Genomic DNA, 18956 nt, shown 5'->3' with positions numbered 1-18956 from the left:
TCGAGCGCAGTTACAGCCGCCTGGACATGGCGCCGGGCGCGCGCCGCCGGGATTGCCCGAAGGCGGGCGTCTCTGCTAGAGGCCAGGGCATAGGGCCAGGGATGGCGCTGCGGGGGATGTTGCGCCCATCGCCTGCCTGGGCCGCGCCGGCCGCAACCCTTGCGACAGCGCGGGCAGGGCCACGGCGTAAGGCCGTCAGACGCCGCCACAGAAGGATAACAGCATGACCGGACAGACGCGCCGCCCGCTGATCGCAGGCAATTGGAAGATGAACGGCCTCAAGATCGCCGGCGCCCGCACGCTCGGCCAGGTGATCGACGGCTATGACGCCAATCTGCGCGCCCGCGCTGATCTGCTGATCTGCCCACCGGCGCCGCTGCTCTATACATTCGCCGCCGCCGCCATCGGCAGCGGCGTGGCCATTGGCGCACAGACCTGCCACGCCAAAACTTCTGGCGCCTATACCGGTGAAGTCTCGGCGGAGATGCTGGCCGATGTCGGCGCCACGGCGGTGATCGTCGGCCATTCCGAGCGCCGCGCCTATAATGGCGAGAGCGATTCTGATGTGCGCGCGCGCGCCGAAGCCGCCCGCGCCGCTGGCCTGACGCCGATCGTCTGCGTCGGCGAGACCCGCGAGGAGCGTGACGCCGGTCGCGCCCTCGAGGTGGTCGGCAGCCAGCTCGCGGGGTCGATTCCCGACGCCGAAGGCGCCCTGATCGTCGCTTATGAGCCGGTGTGGGCGATTGGCACCGGCCTGACCCCGACCGTCGCTGACGTGGCTGAGGTGCACGCTTTCATGCGCGCCGAGCTGCGCAAGCGTTTCGGCGCCGCCTTCGCCGACGGCGTGCGGCTGCTGTATGGCGGCTCGGTCAAGCCGTCGAACGCCGCCGAGCTGATGGCGGTGGCGGATGTGGATGGCGCGCTGGTCGGCGGCGCCAGCCTCGTGGCCGCGGATTTCCTCGCCATTGCCGCTGGCTGCCCGGCCTGATATCTGAAGGCGCTCGCCTGCCGTGCGCTTTGGCGCTGAAAGGTGGGCGAGGGCAGGCTTTCGGCGCGGGGGCGGCGTCGCGGCTTTGGCGCTGAAGCGTCTGCGTGGCGACGTCGGGCAGGCGACGTCGGGCAGGCGATGGCTGAAAGGCCGCGCGCGCCGGGGTCCCAGAAGGCAGCGCCTGCTGCCTCGGGCGAGGCCCATCCAGGCGCGGCCATGGGGACCGTAAAGGTTGAGGCAGACCAAAGGCGCGCGCCAGCCGTGCGCCTCGGCGCTTTGCTCAGGGCTGGAGGCGTGCTAAACGCCCCGGTTAACTGAAAGCCTCATTTCATTTCACTTCGAGACCGGCCGCCTGGCGGCCAGTGGGCGCCGTACATGCATACTGTCCTTATCGTGGTTCACCTGCTCATCGTGCTGGCGCTGGTCGGCGTCGTGCTGCTTCAGCGCTCCGAAGGCGGTGGGCTCGGCATGGGCGGCGGCGGCAGCGGCGTGTCCGGCTTCATGACCGGTCGCGGCCAGGCCAATGCGCTCACCCGGGCCACGGCGATTCTGGCTGGCCTGTTCTTTATCACCAGCCTCGGTCTCACGGTGATTTCCAGCATGTCGCGCACCGGCGGCTCGATTCTCGACCGCAATCTGCCGGCCTCCACCGCGCCGGCGACTCCGGGCTCGCCTGCGGCCCCGACGGGCGGCGGCGTGCTCAACCAGCTGCAGCAGATGCAGCAGCCAGCTCCGGCTGCGCCCGCCGCGCCAGCCGCTCCTGCAGCCCCGGCTTCGCCGCAGGTCCCGACGCAGCAGTAACAGTCCCCATCAGGCGGCCGCTTGCGCGGCCGCTCCCGGTAATGGGCCGCGCGCGGTCAATTTTGCCCGCAAGCATGGCCGCCAGACGATGGACCCGCCGCGATGAGCGGCGGGGCATTTTTTTGTGATGACTGAACAAAATTCCTCGACGCCTCTCGCCAAAGCAGACGAAACGGCGTACTCAGCAGGTCCCATGACGCGGTATGTTTTCATCACTGGCGGCGTGGTCTCTTCGTTGGGCAAAGGCCTGGCGTCCGCCGCGCTTGGGGCGCTGTTGCAGGCGCGGGGCTACAAGGTCCGCCTGCGCAAGCTGGATCCCTATCTCAACGTCGATCCGGGCACCATGAGCCCGTATCAGCACGGCGAAGTGTTCGTCACCGACGATGGCGCCGAGACGGACCTGGACCTCGGGCACTATGAGCGCTTCACCGGCGCGCCGTGCTCCCGCCAGGACAATATCACCACGGGTCGCATCTATTCCGACATCATCGCCCGCGAGCGTCGCGGCGATTATCTCGGCGCGACCGTGCAGGTGATTCCGCACGTCACCAACGCCATCAAGGAATTCGTGCTCAGCGGCAACGAGGGCTATGACTTCGTGCTGATGGAAGTCGGCGGCACGGTCGGCGACATCGAGAGCCTGCCGTTCCTCGAGGCCATCCGGCAGCTGGGTCAGGAACTGGAGCGCGATCAGGCGATCTACATGCACCTGACGCTGCTTCCCTACATCCCCTCCGCCGGCGAGCTGAAGACCAAGCCGACCCAGCATTCGGTGGCCGAGCTGCGCTCGATCGGCGTGCAGCCCAATATCCTGCTGTGCCGCACCGACCGCCCTATTCCGCGTGAAGAGCGTCGCAAGCTGTCGCTGTTCTGCAATGTGCGTGAGACGGCGGTGATTGAGGCGCGCGACGTTTCGTCTATCTATGACGTGCCGCTGTCCTACCACGCCGAAGGCCTCGACGACGAAGTGCTGGCGGCGTTTGGCATCAAGGACGCCAAAGAGCCCGACCTCACCCGTTGGCGGCAGATTTCCGAGCGCGTAAAGAACCCCGAAGGCGAAGTGACCATCGCCATCGTTGGCAAATACACGGGCATGAAGGACGCCTACAAATCGCTGATGGAGGCCCTGACCCACGGCGGCATCGCCAATCGGGTCAAGGTCAATCTCGACTGGATCGAGAGCGAGGTGTTTGAGCGCGAAGACCCGGCGCCCTTCCTCGAGCATGTGCACGGCATTCTGGTGCCCGGCGGTTTCGGCCAGCGCGGCGCCGAGGGCAAGATTCGCGCGGCGCGTTTCGCCCGCGAGCGCAAGGTGCCTTATTTTGGCATTTGCTTCGGCATGCAGATGGCGGTGGTCGAGGCGACCCGTTCGCTGGCCGGCGTCGCCAACGCCAGCTCCACCGAATTCGGCCCGACGGATGAGCCGGTGGTCGGCCTGCTCACCGAATGGCTGAGCGGCAATGAGCTGGTGCGGCGCACTGCTGAAGGCGATCTGGGCGGCACCATGCGCCTCGGCGCCTATCGTTCGGTGCTGGCGGCTGACACCAAAATCGCGGCCATCTATGGGGCCACGGAGATCTCCGAGCGGCATCGCCACCGCTATGAGGTCAATATGGATTACCGCTCGCGTCTGGAGGCGGCGGGTCTGCGTTTCTCCGGCGTGTCGCCCGACGGCGTGTTGCCGGAGACGGTGGAGCATGTCGACCACCCGTGGTTTATCGGCGTGCAATACCACCCTGAATACAAGTCGCGGCCGCTTGATCCGCATCCGCTGTTCAAGAGCTTCATCGAGGCGGCCATCGCCCAGAGCCGGTTGGTTTGAACAGACCCTGGCCGTTCGCGGCCCAACCGGCGGCTCAAGCCGCTGGCTCTCGCGCCATCCTGCTAGGACGCATTGGCGCCCTGGCAAGGTGACGTGGGTCGACGTTGCGCTTTCAGCGCCACGCGGTCACAGTTGCACCGCGTATCCACGCCCCGCTCGCGGGGCGTTGGCGTTTGATGGCGCGGTCGCGCCACATGTTAGAGTGCGTTCCGATCTACACGGATCGGCAGACGCCCAGTTTCTCCATGGAACGAGCGCATTCTGATCGGCCAAACCTTACCTTGCTGATCGAAACGCGCGCGAAGAGGACCCTAAGCCATGTCCAGTGCCGCCAACGCCATTGTCACTGTCGGCGCCGATCTGCCGCGGCCCGTGCGTTTCGGCCAGCAGCTGCCGCTGGCGCTGATCGCCGGCCCCTGCCAGATGGAGAGCCGCGCCCACGCCATGGAGATGGCGGCGGCGCTGGTGGAGATCACCGGGCGGCTCGGCATGGGGCTGGTGTTCAAGACCTCTTTCGACAAGGCTAACCGCACCTCGGCGAACGCGGCGCGCGGTATCGGCCTCGCCGGGGCGCTGCCAGTCTTCGCAGAGATTCGCGAGACCTACTGCGTGCCGGTGCTGACCGATGTGCATGACGCCGCCCAGTGCGCGCCGGTGGCCGAGGTCGTCGATGTGTTGCAGATCCCGGCCTTCCTGTGCCGCCAGACAGATCTGCTACTTGCTGCCGCCGCCACAGGCCGCGCCGTCAATGTCAAGAAGGGCCAGTTCCTCGCGCCCTGGGACATGAAGAATGTCGCGGCCAAGCTGACCAGCGCAGGCAACCCCAATGTGCTGCTGACCGAGCGCGGCGTCTCGTTCGGTTACAATACGCTGGTGTCCGACATGCGGGCGCTGCCGATCATGGCCGAGCAGTCTGGCGCGCCGGTCATCTTCGACGCCACCCATTCGGTGCAGCAGCCAGGCGGGCAGGGCACGTCGTCGGGCGGCGAGCGAAGGTTCGTTCCCGTGCTGGCGCGGGCCGCCGTCGCCGTGGGCGTCGCCGGGGTGTTCATTGAGAGCCATGAAGCCCCGGACCGCGCCCCATCGGATGGCCCCAATATGGTGCCGCTGGCCGAGCTGGAGGCGTTGCTGCGGCAGTTGATGGCTTTTGACGCCATCGTCAAGCAGGGCGCCTGATTCCAGCCCGCGAAGCTGCTGGCGCCGAAGCCACTTGCACGAGCCACTTGCACGGCTCCAGCGCCGCCCGGGCCCGGTGTGGCCCCAAAGCGTCATGCGGATAGGGTCGGAACAGGAGGGTGGGGATGGCGCCTGCAGCCGGCTGCGTCCTGGCTTGCGAGATGGCGCAGACGCGCCACGCATGGCCGCCCCGCATGCGCCGCCATGGCTCCAGCCTTGCGCCGGCGCTAACCCTTCAGCGTGGTCTGCGGCAGAATCGACGGGTCACGCGCTGCACAAGATAAGGCGCGCCCGTATCGACCCGGTTCTCCGGCGCCGCCAGGGGGACGCGCGTCGGGGGGATCCATGAGCCAGTCTTCCGCCGGGCCATCGCTTGCGGGCCTGCAATTGTGGCTGGCCATTTCCTGTTTTTCCGCCACGCTGTTTGTCCGCGCCGTCGATCCGCTGGTGCCGGTGATCGCCGCTGACCTCAGCGTCAGCCCAGGCCAGGTGGCGTTGCTCGGCAGCGCTTTCGCTTTGCCGTTTGGTCTGATGCAGCTGGTGTGGGGCCCGATCGGCGACCGCTTTGGCCGTAGCGGCGTCAGCCGCATCTGCATGGCGATCATCTCGGCAGGCGGCGTCGCCAGCGCCCTGTGGCCCAGCTATGACTGGCAATTCCTGATGCGCGTTGTTTGCGGCATTGCGTCAGCGGGCATCTTCCCAGCCACCATCGCGCTGATCGGTGATCGCGTGCCGCTTGAGCAGCGCCAGGCGGTGCTGGCCCGTATGCTCGGCGCCACCATCGCCGGCGGCCTGGCTGGCGCCGTGGGGGCGGGCCTTCTCGTTGGCTGGCTTGGCTGGCGCGGCGTGTTCGGCCTCTATGGCGTGGTCTGCGCCATCACCACCATCGCCGTCATGCGCGTGCTGCCACGTGGCGCGCGTCCGTTGTCGCCACCGCAGCATAGCGTGCTCGATGGTTTTCGCGCGGTGTTGCGCAATCCGCGCGCCGCCGTGTGCTTCAGCGCCGTGTTCTGCGAAGGCCTGTTTATCTTTGGCCTGATGCCGTTCGTCGCCGTGCTGCTGGCGACGCGCGGCCAGCCCGATCCGGTGATCGCCGGCCTGGTCATCGCCGCTTTTCCGCTCGGCGGCATTGGCTACAGCCTCACCGCCGGGCGGCTCACCGCATGGCTCGGCGGAACAGGACTGATGGCGCTTGGCGGGATGTTGGCGGCGCTGGCGCTGGCGCTGTTCGCCATGGGGCTGTCGTGGCCTGTCGATCTGCTGGCGTTCACCGTTCTGGGGTTCGGCTTCTACAGCCTGCATAATTCGCTACAGGTGCAGGCGACGGAGCTGGCGCCCGCGTTCCGCGGCTCAGCCGTCGCCCTGCATGGCACAAGCTTCATGACCGGCCAGGCGCTGGGGCCAATCATGTGGGCCGTCACCCTGCCGGCGTTGGGCGATGGCGTCGCCATTCTGCTCGGCGCCGTCATGATAGCGCTTGTCGGCGCCTTTTGTTCGATCAAGCTGAGGCAGGTCGTCGCGCAATAGGTTACGGCTCATTTACGCCGCCGCCGGCTGGGGCATCTGGCGGCCTCAATGGGCCGCAGCCGGGCTCTTGCCTTCGATCATCAGATTCTTCTCTGCACATCCCATCGTGCGTCAAGCTGTCTCGCAACGCATTTCGTGGCGCAATAAAATTCATATATATCAGCACTCTGCCATTTATACCTGAACCAATCAGCCAATGAATTTCGCCGACTGTTGTCGGCTGGAAGCAGAACGGCGACGCCCTGGGGCGCCGCCGCAAACGTGTTTTGATCAGCCGCGGTCAGTCAGCCGAGATGACATTGCCGAACGGACGGAAGGTCTTTCCGTCGAATTTGGTCAGCTGCATCTTGGTGATGGGCGAGAACCGCTCAGGGTTGTTCTGAATCTTGATGCCCGGCAGCAGCACCGGCACATCGAGGTTCATGGTGGTGGCGACCTTCATGATGTTCTTGCGCGACAGGTCATTGCCGGCGCGGGTCAGCACGTCCTCGAGAATCTTGGCAGCCAAATAGCCGTAGACGTAATTGGTGTCGGCCCGGTCTGCGTTTGGCATGGAGCGGTCCATGAAGGCGTGGAAGTCCTTCATGCCCTTGTCATCGGCCCATTGCGGATCCTTCGGGTCCTTGACATAGGCAGTGGCGATGACGCCGACGCCATTCTCAGCCCCTGCCGGGTTCATCACGGCGGCCACCGAGGCGGAGATCGACGATACGAAATGCGTCGGCTTCCAGCCGAGCTGCGCCACCTTGCGGATCGCCTGGGCGGTGTATTTCGGGATGGTGATGTTGACGAAGATGTCGGCGCCAGAGGCTCTCAGGTCAACCAGCTGGCTGTCGATCACCGGGTCGGTCGGCTGATAGGTGGCGATCTTGACCAATTGCTTGTCGGCGTTAGGGCCAAGGCCCTTCTTCAGACCGTTGAGGTAATCCTTGCCGAAGTCATCCGCCTGATGCAGCAGCGCCACTTTGCCATTGGGGTGGTTCTGGGCGATGTAGCGGCCGATCACCACGCCTTCGCTGAAATAGGATGGCTGCAGACCGGTGGTCCACGGGAACTGCTTGGGATTATCCCAGAAGCTGTTGCCCGATGCGATGAACAGCTGCGGCACGCCCTTGCTGTTGAGATATTTCTGCACGGCGAGGCTGGTGGGGGTGCCAAGCGGGTTGAAGATGAAGGAGACGCCGTCCTGCTCGACCAGCCTGCGGGTCTGCTCCACGGTCTTGGGCGGCGCATAGCCATCGTCGAGCTGGATCAGTTCGATCTTGCGGCCATTGATCCCGCCCTTGGCGTTGATCTCCTTGAAATAGGCCTCGGTGCCCTTGACGATGACCGAATAGGCCGAGGCGCCGCCGCTGAACGCCGTGGTCTGGCCAATCTTGATGGAATCCTTGGTGACGCCTGGCGTGTCCGCCGCCTGCGCCAAGGCGTGACTGGGCTGGCCGACGCCAGCGATCAACAGGGCCGCTGCAGCAGCCGCCAAAAACTTCCTCATCACATCCTCCCGGCCGCCCGTATGGGCGCAAGCGAACGTCGTTGGTCCGCCACAGGAGTTTGCGCCAGGGGAGCCGGGCGCCACAAGTTGTTATAACGTATATATTTGCAATTTGGTTGTCATCGGCGCGGCGCGAGCGCCTGCCACAGGCGCCGCGCCGGCTTTCTACGTCAGGGATACTGCCCGGGCAGGGCGTCGCCATCGACGCCCATCTGCTGACGCTGCGATGTAGCGGCCAGGCACTGGCGCAGGCGCGTGGCGAGGCAGGCGGGCACATGATACGTGGAGGAGCGGCTGCAAATCGCCGCAACTTCTTGCATGCAGTCGTGCATTTCAGATGGCTCCCTCGATGGAGAGCTCGTCGCCACCTGGGCGCTGACCCCTCCGCAAATCTGGAGGCCAATCGACAGAAACAATATTGCAATGGCGTTGCGCATGGTTGTGCTCTCCCTGGCGTTCACGACAGGCCGCACATCGTCCAGCATGCGCTCCTGATGATCTGCAAGCCTGTAACAGGGCCAGCCAGGATCAATCAGACGGTCGCCTGTCCGCGCCATGTGGGCAGGGCCGGCGGCCAGCGACCCGGCGCCGGCCCGCGCCGTGCCCAGTCCTGGCGCGCGAGGCCGGGACGCGTGGTGGCTCTATAGCTGTTTCGTAGAGGAATGTCGTACAGCGTTACGATGCGCCAGATGAATGGTGACGACAAATCAGATGTATGTGACGTAAATGCGCTGATATATTGTGTATTGCGATCGTATTCATGCATATCATGTCGCATTATTCATGGTGATCGGGTGGTCGCGCCAACCCTGCCGCACCGGAGCCGGAGCGGGCGCGCGCAGGTCAGGGCGTGGAGCCGCTTCAGGAATTATTGGATCGGCGTCCGCAGTCGCGGGTGCTGCTGTCGTTTTGCGGCGGCCTCTAATCCAGCGCGCTGCTCTACGCATACGTGGCCGGAAATCTCGCCTTCCGCGGCCAGCAATACCCTGAGCCCCATGCTGCTGCAGAACGTCCTGTCAACGGTGATGCTTCAGCCCGTCAGCGAGCTGTACACCGCGGATTACGACAGGATCGTGCTGCGTCGCGACCTGTTCAGGAGAAGCGGCCTGCCGGTCTCATGGCGCCGCACCAGGCGGGCCTCGTCGGAGCTGGTCTACGCCTGCTTCCGGCAGCATCGGCAGGAGCTTCGCGACATTCTGGTGAGGGGGAAAATTGTGCCTTTGCTGGGAATGGAGGCGTCGTGGATCGATGGCGCCCTTGAAGGCGTCACGACGGTTGGCGACAGTAAACATCTGTTCGCGATCATGCAGGCCCTGGCGCTGGAGCTACTGGTCAGGTCGATCGACGCCCAGTTCGACGCAAGCTGACTGCTCAGGGCGCGCCAGATCACGACGCCCGATGTCGGCGCAAAAGCTCCACACGCACGCACAGGTCTGCGTCCACACCCGCATGGGGCGTCGCCTCAATAGCGCGCGCGATAGGGCTGGACGCCAGTGTCGGGCAGCCAGACATTCTTCGGCAACGCGCCGGTCTGCCAGAACACGTCGATCGGGATGCCGCCGCGCGGGAACCAATAGCCGCCGATGCGCAGAAAGCGCGGTTCGAGCAGCGTGGCGATGCGCTTGCCGATGGCCACGGTGCAATCCTCATGGAAGGCGCCATGATTGCGGAAGGCGTGCAGATACAGCTTCAGCGACTTTGATTCCACCAGCCACTGGTCCGGCACATAGTCGATGACCAGGATGGCGAAATCCGGCTGGCCGGTCACCGGGCAGATCGAGGTGAACTCAGGCGCGGTGAAGCGGGCGACATAATCCGTGTCGGCATGCGGATTGGGCACGCGATCCAGCACGGCGCTGGCTGGATCGACCGGCGAGGCGCTCTGCTGGCCAAGATGGCTGAGGTGCTGGCTCAGATGTGAATGTGTGGGGTCGCTCATGCGCCTCCTATAACGCTTTTACCCGCGCGGCGAAATGGCGCCTCGCGCCTGGTTTGGCGGCCCAGGCGGCGGGTGGCGTCGTCTTCGGCCAGCGGCAGGTGTTGTGCTCGTCGGCCAGTGGCGGTGGTGGTCCTCGTCCGCCAGGTGGGGGCGGGTCAGCGCCACCTCTGCGGGCGCGTCCAGCATCGCGCTGTTTGGCGGCGGACCCGTGATGCCCCCTAAACCTGCATGTGCGGCGGATCTTGCGTCATCATTGTCCGGCGGCAGTCAAATTCGCAGCCAGGGGATTGAAAGCCCATGTCGATGCCGTAAAAGGCCAGCAGAAACCGTCGGAAAGCCGACGCCCGTTCATGCGCGCGCCATCTGGCTGTGCAAGGCTCGCGCAAACTGACCACTCTCGCGCACCCTGACCACTGGAGCTTCATGCCATGACCGCCATTGTCGATATCATCGCCCGCGAGATTCTCGACAGCCGGGGCAACCCGACCGTTGAAGTCGATGTGGCGCTCGAAGACGGCTCCTTTGGCCGCGCCGCCGTGCCGTCGGGCGCATCGACCGGCGCCCATGAGGCTGTCGAGCTGCGCGACGGCGACAAGGACCGCTACGCCGGCAAGGGCGTGCTGCAGGCTGTCGACGCCGTCAACGCCGAAATCTATGACGCGCTGGCTGGCATGGACGCCGAAGACCAGGTCGCGGTCGATGAGGTGATGATCGACCTCGACGGCACCGAGAACAAGGCGCGCCTCGGCGCCAACGCCATCCTCGGCGTGTCGCTGGCCGTGGCCAAGGCTGCGGCCCAGGCCTCTGGCCTGCCGCTGTACAAATATGTCGGCGGCCCGACCGCCCGCGTGCTGCCGGTGCCGATGATGAACATCGTCAATGGCGGCGCCCATGCCGACAATCCCATCGACTTCCAGGAATTCATGGTGATGCCGGTTGGCGCGCCGACGCTGGCTGAAGCCGTGCGCGCTGGCGCCGAGGTGTTCCACCGCCTCAAGGCCAATCTCAAGGCGGCTGGCCAGAACACCAATGTCGGCGACGAGGGCGGTTTCGCGCCGAACCTGCCGTCGGCTGAGGCCGCCCTCGACTTCGTGATGAAGTCGATCGAGGACGCCGGCTACAAGCCAGGCGACGACATGATGATCGCCCTCGACTGCGCCTCGACCGAGTTCTTCAAGGGCGGCAATTACGTCTATGAAGGTGAGGGCGTGACCCGTTCGCCGGAAGAGCAGGCGAAGTACCTCGCCAGGCTGGTCAGCGACTATCCGATCATGTCGATTGAAGACGGCATGGCTGAAGACGACTGGGCTGGCTGGAAGCTGCTGACCGATCTGGTTGGTTCGCGCTGCCAGCTGGTCGGCGACGATCTGTTCGTCACCAATGTCGCCCGCCTGTCGGATGGCATCCGCCAGGGCGTCGGCAATTCGATCCTCGTCAAGGTCAACCAGATTGGCTCGCTGACCGAGACGCTGGCCGCCGTCGACATGGCGCACCGCGCTGGCTACACCGCCGTGATGTCGCACCGCTCAGGCGAGACCGAGGACAGCACCATCGCCGATCTCGCCGTCGCCACCAATTGCGGGCAGATCAAGACCGGCTCGCTGGCCCGTTCCGACCGCACGGCCAAGTACAACCAGCTGATCCGCATTGAGGAGCAGCTGGGCGGTCAGGCCATCTACGCAGGCCGCGACGCCATCAAGGCCCTGCGCAGCTAAGGCGCAACGCCCCGCCAGTCCAACACAGGGGCTGGCTCAGGCGCTTCGCCCGCCGCGAGTGAAGGCCGTGTTGTCTGCGGCCTTGATGTCATAGCTCGAAACGGCCGGATGGACGCATCCGGCCGTTTTTCGTTCCTTCCCAAAGGCTTGCAGGCCTGCCGACCGTGCCGGTTGCAGCTTTGGGCGGATGGCCTACACTTCCCGGCAGAGCGCGCGGCTGCGGCCAGACGATCGGTGGCTGTCGACGCACTGGCGTCGCCAGCGCCACCCGCCATGGGCGAGGTTGCCGCAGGCGTCAGCACGCGTGCGCGCGGACGCAGAAGATCTTGGGTGGGGCGCACAGGACGGATGTGACTGCGGTCACCACGGCATGGCCTTCGCGGTCAGCCACGCTGCGCCGCCCTCAGCGCCATCTGCAAGGGGAGCCGACATGTCTGAGCCTGGCGTCATCATGCGGAGATGGCTGCGGATTGCGGCGCTATCGCTCGCCGCCATGTCGCCGCTGCCAGCGCTTGCAGCCGATCCGGCAGCGCCTGCGCCAGCACAGGCCACAGGACAGGTGACAGCGCCTGCCGCCGCGCCGCCAGCAGCTCCGCCCGCCAAAGCGGAAGGCGCGCCTGCGCAAGCGGACGCGAAGCTCGCCGCCCAGGTCATGCCGACGGTGATTCTGGTGCATTCCGAGCTCACCGACGGCTCGGCCTGGCGTAAGGTGATTCCCTTATTGGCGGCGCAGGGCGTGCGCGCCCAGGCGGTGCAACTGCCGCTGAACTCGCTGTGGGCTGACGTTGCGGTGATCCAGCGGGCGCTGGCCATCGCCAACGGGCCGGTGATCCTCGTCGGCCACTCCTGGGGTGGCGTGGTGATCACCGAGGCGGGGGTGGATCGCAAGGTGGCGGCGTTGGTCTATGTCGCCGCCATGGCCCCGGATGTCGGGCAATCATTTATCGACCGCATTCGCAATACGCCCCGCGCGCCGGGCCTTGCCCGCTTGCGCACCGACGCGTCCGGTTTTGTGCGGCTGGCTGATGACGCCTTCGCCACGGATTTCGCCCAGGATCTCGACGAGGGGCAGAACCGTCTTTTGGCCGCCACCCAGGCCCCGGTATTCGGCAAGGTGTTTGAGGAGCGGGTCAACAACGCCGCGTGGCGCAGTTTGCCGGTGTGGTATGTGCTGGCGGGTCACGACCGCATGCTCGATCCGGCGGCGCAACAAACCGAAGCCGGGCGCATCAACGCCCGACTGACCACGGTGGCCGCCAGCCACGCCATCCCCCTTTCGCAGCCAGAAGCGGTGGCGAAGGTGATCATGGAGGCGGTGGCCAGCGTCCGCGGCGGCGCTGGCGCCGGCCATGACGTCGCGGCCCAGCCGCTACAACCGGTGACGCCGCCGCCAGACAGCCGCAACTGAGGCGCAAAGCCAGTGCCAGCCGAAACCTGGGCGCTGAGGCAAGGCGCGCGCCGATCCGGCGCCTTTATCGCGAAACGCCAACGACCAGCTGTCGCATGCGCGCCTTAGAGAGAGGTCGGGATCAGACCTGCCGCCCGCGCTGCGGCGAGATAGCCACGGCTGACTGGCAGCACGGCGCCGTCCTGCATGCGCAGTAGCCATTTCCCGTCGTTTCGCTCCGCGCCCGCCACCATGTCGCGCGCCACCCAGTGCGAGCGATGCACCTGCAGTCCGGCGACTCCTGCGGTTTCCGCGATGGCGTCGCTGAAACGCATCAGCACCCGACCGCCGCCGCGATCAGTACGCACGTCGACATAGTGATCCTGCATCGACATATGGCTGAGCTGGCCGCGCTGCTGCAGCGGCAAACGGTCGAGAATGCGCGGGCGTGTCGGCGTCGCAGGATTGGGCGTCGCAGGGCTGGGCGTCGCAGGACTGGGCGTCGCCGTGTCGAACCGGGCGGCGCCGATGGACGGACGTCCGTCACCTGTGGGGGCATCACGCCCAGGGTTACTTTTGGCGTCGGGACCCTGGCCCAGCGCTGTCTTGCGCTCAAACAATGCCACCAGCAGCGTGACGACGGCTGATAGCGCAATGACGGCGGCGGCAAGTTCCGCGAAGGGCCCGGCGCGCGCCACGCCAAAACTCATGGCGTTGAGCAACCAGACCAGCGCCGCCACCGGCCCGCCGGCGAGGGCGCCATACATCGCCCAGACCAGGGGAGAGGGCGCGGCGTCGGCGTTGCGCCAGGCCCGTAACGCCGCAACCAGCGCGTGGCCGGCCAGATAGGTCGCCGCCGTCACCAGCAGCCAATAGCCAAGCCGCAGGGCGAGCGGCATGGCGCCATAGGTTCCGAACGGGCCGATCACGCCGAGGCTGAGGCCGATGGCGGCGATGGTCAGCCAGAAATGCGGCGCGCCGGTCAGGCGGCGCAATTCGCGCATCGTGAAATGCAGGGGCGTGTCGCTCACGAAGTATTCCCGCCTCTGACGCAATCCGGATTCCGCCGCATGCTACTTGCGGGCAAAGCGCTTTCCAATCGCGCCGCCAGGGGCGTCACAGGAGAACGCGCCATGCAGCTCGCGCCCATACATCTCGCGCCATTGCTTCAGTCATCCGCCGTTATCCAGCTACACGCAGCATGCGCGCTCGGAGCCATCGTGCTCGGCGGCGTCGTGCTGTTTCGCCGCAAGGGTGATCGCCTCCATAAAATCGCCGGACGGGTCTGGGCGGCGCTGATGGCGCTGGCGGCCATATCTGCCCTGTTCATTTCGGAGATCCGGTTGTGGGGGCGGTGGAGCCCGATCCATCTGCTGGCGCTGGTGGTGCTGGCGACGCTGGTCTACGCCATCGCCATGGCCCGCGCCGGACGCATTGAAGCGCACCGGCGGGCGATGCAGCAGCTCTATGTGCTGGCGCTGGTCGTCACTGGTCTGTTCACGCTGCTCCCGGGCCGGATCATGCACGGCGTGGTGTTCGGCGGCGGCCTGTGGCCTGGCCTCGCGCTGCTCGGCGTTGGGCTTGGCGTGGGCCTTGGGCTGACCCTGTGGCGGCTATATGGGGCTCGCCGCACACAGCAAAAGGCCCCCGCCATGGCGGAGGCCTGATCGTCGGCTGCATCCTGCGCCGGGCTATTTCGCGCACGACGCGGGCACGCGGCAAGTGGCGTTAACGGTGGCGTCAGCGGCTGTAGCGGATCGGCACCGAGATCGACACCGAGCCGCCCGAGATATGCGCCGGCGGGGCCGGGACCGGGCTGGCGCGGCGCACAAGCGCCACCGCCTCGCTGTCGAGCGCGCTATTGCCTGAGGAGCGCGACAGGCGGGCGCCAGTGACGGCGCCGGCGCGGTTGATCGAGAACGACACGGCCACGGTGCCGCCCGAGCCACCGCCATCGGGGAAGCGCTTGTAGCGGTTGAGATGCGCCATCAGCGCGCCGCGCCAGCTGGCCATGGCCGAGGCGTTGGCGCCGGACGAGGCAGAGGCCGCCGAGGGTGAGGTTGGACCGGGCGCGCCGGAGGGCGCGCTGGTGCGCTGGGCGACAGCCTCACGCTGGGCGTCACGCGCCCTGGCGCGGGCGGCGCGTTCCTTCTCGCGCTCGCGCTCACGCTCCTTACGCTCGCGGGCTTCCTCGATACGCTGCTTGCGGCGCTTTTCCAGCCTGCGCTTCTTCTCGCGCTCCTTGGCCGGATCGACCTTCGGAGCGACGGGCAGCATCACTTCCGCCGGCTTCTCGATCTCCGGAACCTTGATCTCAGGCTCGGGGACGGGCTCGGGCTCTGGCTCCGGCGGCGGCGGCTCGTTTTCGGCCACCTTCGATTCCACCGGCTGCTCGGATTCCTGCGCCTCGGCCTGCTGCGGCCCCGGCGCCATGTCCATTTCTGGCGCGTTATTGGCGGCGACGGGCAAAGGGGCAAGCTCTATCATCACGGCGGCGGGCGGCTCGCCCTGCGGCGCCGGATGGCTGGCCCAGTTCATCGCAACCCAGGCCCCGCCGAAATGCGCGGCCACCGCCACGGCGCCGGCGGCGCCCCAACGCACCGCCTGCCATCCATGTCCAGCGAACAGGCTCATTGCGCGCCTCCGGCTGCGGGTTGCGCAGCGGCAGGGGCGGTCGCGCCCGAGGTATCCTCAAGGCCGACCAGCGCGATCTTCAGATAGCCAGCGCTGCGCAGCAGATTCATCACCTGCATCAGCTCGCCATAGGGCACGCCCTGATCGGCGCGCAGAAACACCCGCTGCTCGCGGTCGCCCTGGGTGCGGGCGTCCAGCGTCGCCTGCAGCTGCTCGCGGGCCACGGCGTCCTCGCCAAGCGCAAGGCCAAGGTCATTCTTTACCGACAGATACAGCGGTTGCTCCGGACGCGGCGCCGTCTGGGCGTTGGACACCGGAAGGTCCACTGGCACGTCGACCGTCGATAGCGGCGCCGCCACCATGAAGATGATCAGCAGCACCAGGATGACGTCGATGAACGGCGTCACATTGATGTCGGAGACTTCGGCGAGATCGTCGCCGCTTTCCTTCAGGGAGACTGCCATGGCGTTTACTCCGCGGCGCGGCGCTGGGCCACGACGAAGCCGGCGTCGCGGCGGTCGAGGTCACGCGACAGATGCTGCAGCGCCTGGGCGGAAGCGTCCGACAGCATGGCGCGATAGCCGGTGATCGAGCGCGAGAACACATTGTAGATGATCACCGCCGGGATAGCGGCGACGAGCCCAATGGCCGTAGCCAGCAGCGCCTCGGCGATGCCGGGGGCGACGACGGCCAGATTGGTGGTCTTCGAGGCGGCGATGCCGATGAACGAGTTCATGATGCCCCACACCGTGCCGAACAGACCGACGAACGGCGCGGTCGAGCCAATGGTGGCCAGAAGGCCGGTGCCGCGCGCCATATCGCGGCCAGCCTTGGCCTCGATACGCGACAAGGCGATGGCCACGCGTTCCTTGACGCCCTCGGCGGGCAAACCGTCCGACAGGCGCTCTTCCTCGGCGGCGGCGGCGGCGATGGCGCCCACCACGCCGGCGTTGCGCACGTGAGGATTGTTGACCGCATCCGGCAGGCTGTCTGAGGCTTTGAGGGCGCGCACGGCGCGTGAGGCGCGGCGGCGGGCCGCCGCCAGCTCCAGCGACTTGGCGAGCCAGATCGTCCAGGTGACGAGCGAGGCGAAGGCCAGACCCACCATCACCGCCTTCACGACGATGTCGGCCTGCATGAACATGCCCCACGCCGAGAGGTCATGCGGCAGGGTGGCGGCGTTCGCGGGCCTGGCCGGTGACGCTGTGGGAGCAGGCGCCGCCGGCTGCTGCACGCTGCCCTGCATCGGCGCCGGCGATGGCAGCGGCGGATGGCCAGGCGGCAGGGCCGGGGCGGAGCCGCCAGGCTGGGCCTGATAGCTCTGCGCTGGCGCAGATTGGGGCTGTGCGGCCTGAGCAGGCGCGGCCTGCGTGGGGGCAGCCTGAGTGGGAGCAGCCACTTGCGCTGGCGCGGCTTGCGGTTGCGCAGGCTGGGCGGCTGCTGGCGCCTGCGGCGCAACCGTTTCAGCCCCCGGCGCCGCGGCGCCTTGGGCGAGGGCGGCGGGCGCAAGACTCTGGGCGAACAGCAAGGCGGAGACGGCGGTCGCGGCGAGCGTGGTCGACAGGCTGCGCCGTTTGGCGGGAGCGGCGCGTTCAGTGATGACAGCGGCGCGCGATGCGGACGCGCAGGCGAAATTCATCGAAACGGCGGACAAACGACCCACTCCCTCAAAACGCCAGCGGCGCCTCAGCCCATGGGGCGAAGGCCCTGACGTGATCCTGTTTCCGGCGGCCGCCCGCGAGGCGGCGTGCCTTTGCTGCTGGCGCATGTGTGCCGCTGGGGCAGTGCGGTGGCCTAGATGGCCCTCGCCGAACGGTGCGCAACCCTGGCGCGCCGCTCTGAACCCGGGACCGGACCGCCAAGCCCAGACCGCCAAGCCCAGACCGCCAAGCCATTGCAGTCATGCGTCATTGTTAAGATCAGGCGGACCAGCCAGACGCGCCATGACCAGCGCGCATTGTTCGACCATGCCCGCGCCATGGGGGTTCACTAGACCTGCGGAAATTTGAACGCAATCTCAATGATTTAGAGTTATTCCAAGAAACGCGCGCCGTGACGTGGCGCGAGCGTCGCCGGAAAGGCGGCGCACCGCGCCGCGCCGTCCGCCATGGCCGGCAAAGGCTGTTTGTCCCCAGTTGGTTACCGCAGGCTGAGGCGCTAGCGGCAGCGGCGGCGTCGTGGCGATACAAGCCGAGAATGGCTGTTGTGAATTATCGCGGGAAAATGAAACGCCCAGTTCGTTTGCAGGGGAGAAGCGTCGGCTGCGGCGCCCGCGTCAACGCTCCAGATCGGGCTCATGCTCGCCGCAGCAGGGGCGGCGTAGGGGCGAAGATGAGGCTCCGCCCGGTTACGCAGAGCAAGCGACGTCAGGCGCGCAGCGCCATCAGGACGGCGCAAGGGAATGCGCCGCAGATGACGCGCGGCGTCCCTGTTTGCGGCGCGCCAGACCGCTGGCTCAGCTAAAGCCCACCACCGGATGCGGCGTATAGGGCGCTTCGAGCGCCGCGACTTCGTCTGCGTTCAGTTGCAGGTCGATCGCCGCGACGGCGTCATCGAGGTGCTGCGGCTTGCTGGCGCCGACGATCGGCGAGGTGACCCCAGGCTTCTGCAGCAGCCAGGCCATGGCGATCTGGGCGCGGGACACGCCGCGCGCATCTGCGAGGCGCGCCACTTCGGCGACGATGCGGCGGTCACTGTCCTCGCTGGTCGTGTAGAGCGTGCCGCCAAACACGTCGGTGTCCTGGCGATGGCTGCTCTGGTCCCAGTCGCGGGTCAGGCGACCGCGCGCCAGCGGACTCCATGGCATCACCGCCACGCCCTGATCGGCGCACAGCGGCAACATCTCGCGTTCCTCCTCGCGCATCAGCAAATTGAGGTGGTTCTGCATCGAGACGAATTCGGTCCAGCCATTGAGGCGGGAGGTATAGAGCGCCTTGCTGAACTGCCAGGCGTACATGGAGGAGGCGCCGATATGCAGCGCCTTGCCGGCCTTGACCACGTCGTGCAGCGCTTCCAGCGTCTCCTCAATCGGCGTGCCATAATCCCAGCGGTGGATCTGGTAGAGATCGATGTAATCGACGCCGAGGCGGCGCAGGCTGGCGTCCACCTCCTGCATGATCGCCTTGCGCGACAGGCCGGCGCCGTTGGGGCCCTTGCGCATGCGCAGGCACACCTTGGTGGCGAGCACGATCTCGTCGCGGCGGGCGAAGTCCTTCAACGCCCGGCCGACGATCTCTTCCGACGTGCCATCCGAATAAGCGTTGGCGGTGTCGAAGAAATTGACGCCCATCTCCACCGCCTTGCGGATCAGCGGGCGGCTGGCCTCCTCATCCATGGTCCAGGGATGGGCCCCGCGCTCGGGCGCGCCATAGGTCATGCAGCCGAGGCAGATGCGCGAGACGTCGAGACCGGTTGCGCCAAATTTTACATATTTCACGGCGAGGCTTCCTGTCGTTCGGGCGCCGCGACCGGCGGC

General features: G+C 66.8%; 17 protein-coding genes. 9 read left to right on the top strand and 8 right to left on the bottom strand.

Annotated elements, in window-relative coordinates; genetic code table 11:
* Positions 1-223: 223 nt before the first annotated feature.
* The 5 genes from tpiA (at position 224) to AC6A67_RS01335 (ending at position 6314) form a co-directional block, all read left to right on the top strand.
* Complete coding sequence (tpiA, locus tag AC6A67_RS01355; RefSeq protein ID WP_498034726.1) at positions 224-988, top strand: triose-phosphate isomerase; 765 nt, start codon at positions 224-226, stop codon at positions 986-988.
* 375 nt (positions 989-1363) lie between these two features.
* A complete protein-coding gene (gene secG, locus AC6A67_RS01350; RefSeq protein WP_498034725.1) occupies positions 1364-1789 on the top strand; it encodes a preprotein translocase subunit SecG in 426 nt (141 codons plus the stop codon).
* Between the two features lie 193 nt (positions 1790-1982).
* Positions 1983-3611 carry a CTP synthase gene (gene pyrG / locus AC6A67_RS01345; protein WP_498034724.1) on the top strand — a complete coding sequence of 543 codons (1629 nt, stop codon included), beginning with the start codon at positions 1983-1985 and terminating at the stop codon, positions 3609-3611.
* A 318-nt stretch (positions 3612-3929) separates the two neighbouring features.
* On the top strand, positions 3930-4787 hold the full coding sequence (kdsA, locus tag AC6A67_RS01340; protein WP_498034723.1) for a 3-deoxy-8-phosphooctulonate synthase: 858 nt from the start codon (positions 3930-3932) through the stop codon (positions 4785-4787).
* A 345-nt stretch (positions 4788-5132) separates the two neighbouring features.
* Positions 5133-6314, top strand: a complete 1182-nt coding sequence (locus tag AC6A67_RS01335) for an MFS transporter (protein ID WP_498034722.1) — start codon at positions 5133-5135, stop codon at positions 6312-6314.
* A gap of 280 nt (positions 6315-6594) precedes the next feature.
* Here the strand turns inward: AC6A67_RS01335 and AC6A67_RS01330 are convergent, their stop codons facing one another.
* Entirely contained in the window at positions 6595-7806 is a 1212-nt protein-coding gene (locus tag AC6A67_RS01330) for an ABC transporter substrate-binding protein (RefSeq protein ID WP_498034721.1), read from the bottom strand.
* A 170-nt stretch (positions 7807-7976) separates the two neighbouring features.
* The gene (locus AC6A67_RS01325) at positions 7977-8291 is read right to left on the bottom strand and encodes a hypothetical protein (RefSeq protein ID WP_498034720.1); all 315 of its coding nucleotides are present in this window, start codon (positions 8289-8291) and stop codon (positions 7977-7979) included.
* A 510-nt stretch (positions 8292-8801) separates the two neighbouring features.
* Between AC6A67_RS01325 and AC6A67_RS01320 the strand changes: the two genes are divergently transcribed.
* Positions 8802-9173 carry a hypothetical protein gene (locus AC6A67_RS01320; protein WP_498034719.1) on the top strand — a complete coding sequence of 124 codons (372 nt, stop codon included), beginning with the start codon at positions 8802-8804 and terminating at the stop codon, positions 9171-9173.
* A gap of 95 nt (positions 9174-9268) precedes the next feature.
* Here AC6A67_RS01320 and queF read toward each other — a convergent pair whose 3' ends face one another.
* Positions 9269-9745, bottom strand: coding sequence for a preQ(1) synthase (queF, locus tag AC6A67_RS01315; protein WP_498034718.1), 477 nt, complete (start codon positions 9743-9745; stop codon positions 9269-9271).
* Between the two features lie 428 nt (positions 9746-10173).
* Here queF and eno point away from each other — a divergent pair, with 428 nt between their 5' ends.
* Positions 10174-11460, top strand: a complete 1287-nt coding sequence (gene eno, locus AC6A67_RS01310; protein ID WP_498034717.1) for a phosphopyruvate hydratase — start codon at positions 10174-10176, stop codon at positions 11458-11460.
* Between the two features lie 430 nt (positions 11461-11890).
* On the top strand, positions 11891-12868 hold the full coding sequence (locus AC6A67_RS01305; RefSeq protein ID WP_498034716.1) for an alpha/beta fold hydrolase: 978 nt from the start codon (positions 11891-11893) through the stop codon (positions 12866-12868).
* A 104-nt stretch (positions 12869-12972) separates the two neighbouring features.
* Here AC6A67_RS01305 and AC6A67_RS01300 read toward each other — a convergent pair whose 3' ends face one another.
* Positions 12973-13878 (bottom strand): LytTR family DNA-binding domain-containing protein, encoded by a 906-nt coding sequence (locus AC6A67_RS01300; protein WP_498034715.1) that lies wholly within the window; start codon positions 13876-13878, stop codon positions 12973-12975.
* A 102-nt stretch (positions 13879-13980) separates the two neighbouring features.
* Here AC6A67_RS01300 and AC6A67_RS01295 point away from each other — a divergent pair, with 102 nt between their 5' ends.
* Positions 13981-14514, top strand: coding sequence for a DUF2306 domain-containing protein (locus AC6A67_RS01295; protein WP_498034714.1), 534 nt, complete (start codon positions 13981-13983; stop codon positions 14512-14514).
* A gap of 73 nt (positions 14515-14587) precedes the next feature.
* Here the strand turns inward: AC6A67_RS01295 and AC6A67_RS01290 are convergent, their stop codons facing one another.
* The 4 genes from AC6A67_RS01290 to AC6A67_RS01275 all read right to left on the bottom strand — a co-directional run bounded on the left by AC6A67_RS01290 (position 14588) and on the right by AC6A67_RS01275 (position 18917).
* Entirely contained in the window at positions 14588-15481 is an 894-nt protein-coding gene (locus AC6A67_RS01290) for an energy transducer TonB family protein (RefSeq protein ID WP_498034713.1), read from the bottom strand.
* Positions 15478-15945, bottom strand: coding sequence for a TonB system transport protein ExbD (exbD, locus tag AC6A67_RS01285; RefSeq protein ID WP_498034712.1), 468 nt, complete (start codon positions 15943-15945; stop codon positions 15478-15480). The genes AC6A67_RS01290 and exbD overlap by 4 nt, the downstream gene beginning before the upstream one ends.
* 5 nt (positions 15946-15950) lie before the next feature.
* Positions 15951-17135: a tonB-system energizer ExbB gene (gene exbB / locus AC6A67_RS01280; RefSeq protein WP_498034711.1), complete on the bottom strand. Its 1185-nt coding sequence runs from the start codon at positions 17133-17135 to the stop codon at positions 15951-15953.
* 801 nt (positions 17136-17936) lie between these two features.
* On the bottom strand, positions 17937-18917 hold the full coding sequence (locus AC6A67_RS01275; RefSeq protein WP_498034710.1) for an aldo/keto reductase: 981 nt from the start codon (positions 18915-18917) through the stop codon (positions 17937-17939).
* Between the last annotated feature and the right edge of the window lie 39 nt (positions 18918-18956).

It is taken from the genome of Camelimonas sp. FR25 (assembly GCF_059740505.1).
The sequence above is the reverse complement of the archived record's forward strand: the minus strand, read 5'-3'. Positions and strand labels throughout refer to the sequence as shown.

Bases quoted from the DNA above. Each gene is read 5' to 3' on its own strand.
- tpiA (WP_498034726.1), top strand. From the start codon at position 224: ATGACCGGACAGACGCGCCGCCCGCTGATCGCAGGCAATTGGAAGATG.
- secG (WP_498034725.1), top strand. From the start codon at position 1,364: ATGCATACTGTCCTTATCGTGGTTCACCTGCTCATCGTGCTGGCGCTG.
- pyrG (WP_498034724.1), top strand. From the start codon at position 1,983: ATGACGCGGTATGTTTTCATCACTGGCGGCGTGGTCTCTTCGTTGGGC.
- kdsA (WP_498034723.1), top strand. From the start codon at position 3,930: ATGTCCAGTGCCGCCAACGCCATTGTCACTGTCGGCGCCGATCTGCCG.
- AC6A67_RS01335 (WP_498034722.1), top strand. From the start codon at position 5,133: ATGAGCCAGTCTTCCGCCGGGCCATCGCTTGCGGGCCTGCAATTGTGG.
- AC6A67_RS01330 (WP_498034721.1), bottom strand. From the start codon at position 7,806: ATGAGGAAGTTTTTGGCGGCTGCTGCAGCGGCCCTGTTGATCGCTGGC.
- AC6A67_RS01325 (WP_498034720.1), bottom strand. From the start codon at position 8,291: ATGCTGGACGATGTGCGGCCTGTCGTGAACGCCAGGGAGAGCACAACC.
- AC6A67_RS01320 (WP_498034719.1), top strand. From the start codon at position 8,802: ATGCTGCTGCAGAACGTCCTGTCAACGGTGATGCTTCAGCCCGTCAGC.
- queF (WP_498034718.1), bottom strand. From the start codon at position 9,745: ATGAGCGACCCCACACATTCACATCTGAGCCAGCACCTCAGCCATCTT.
- eno (WP_498034717.1), top strand. From the start codon at position 10,174: ATGACCGCCATTGTCGATATCATCGCCCGCGAGATTCTCGACAGCCGG.
- AC6A67_RS01305 (WP_498034716.1), top strand. From the start codon at position 11,891: ATGTCTGAGCCTGGCGTCATCATGCGGAGATGGCTGCGGATTGCGGCG.
- AC6A67_RS01295 (WP_498034714.1), top strand. From the start codon at position 13,981: ATGCAGCTCGCGCCCATACATCTCGCGCCATTGCTTCAGTCATCCGCC.
- AC6A67_RS01290 (WP_498034713.1), bottom strand. From the start codon at position 15,481: ATGAGCCTGTTCGCTGGACATGGATGGCAGGCGGTGCGTTGGGGCGCC.
- exbD (WP_498034712.1), bottom strand. From the start codon at position 15,945: ATGGCAGTCTCCCTGAAGGAAAGCGGCGACGATCTCGCCGAAGTCTCC.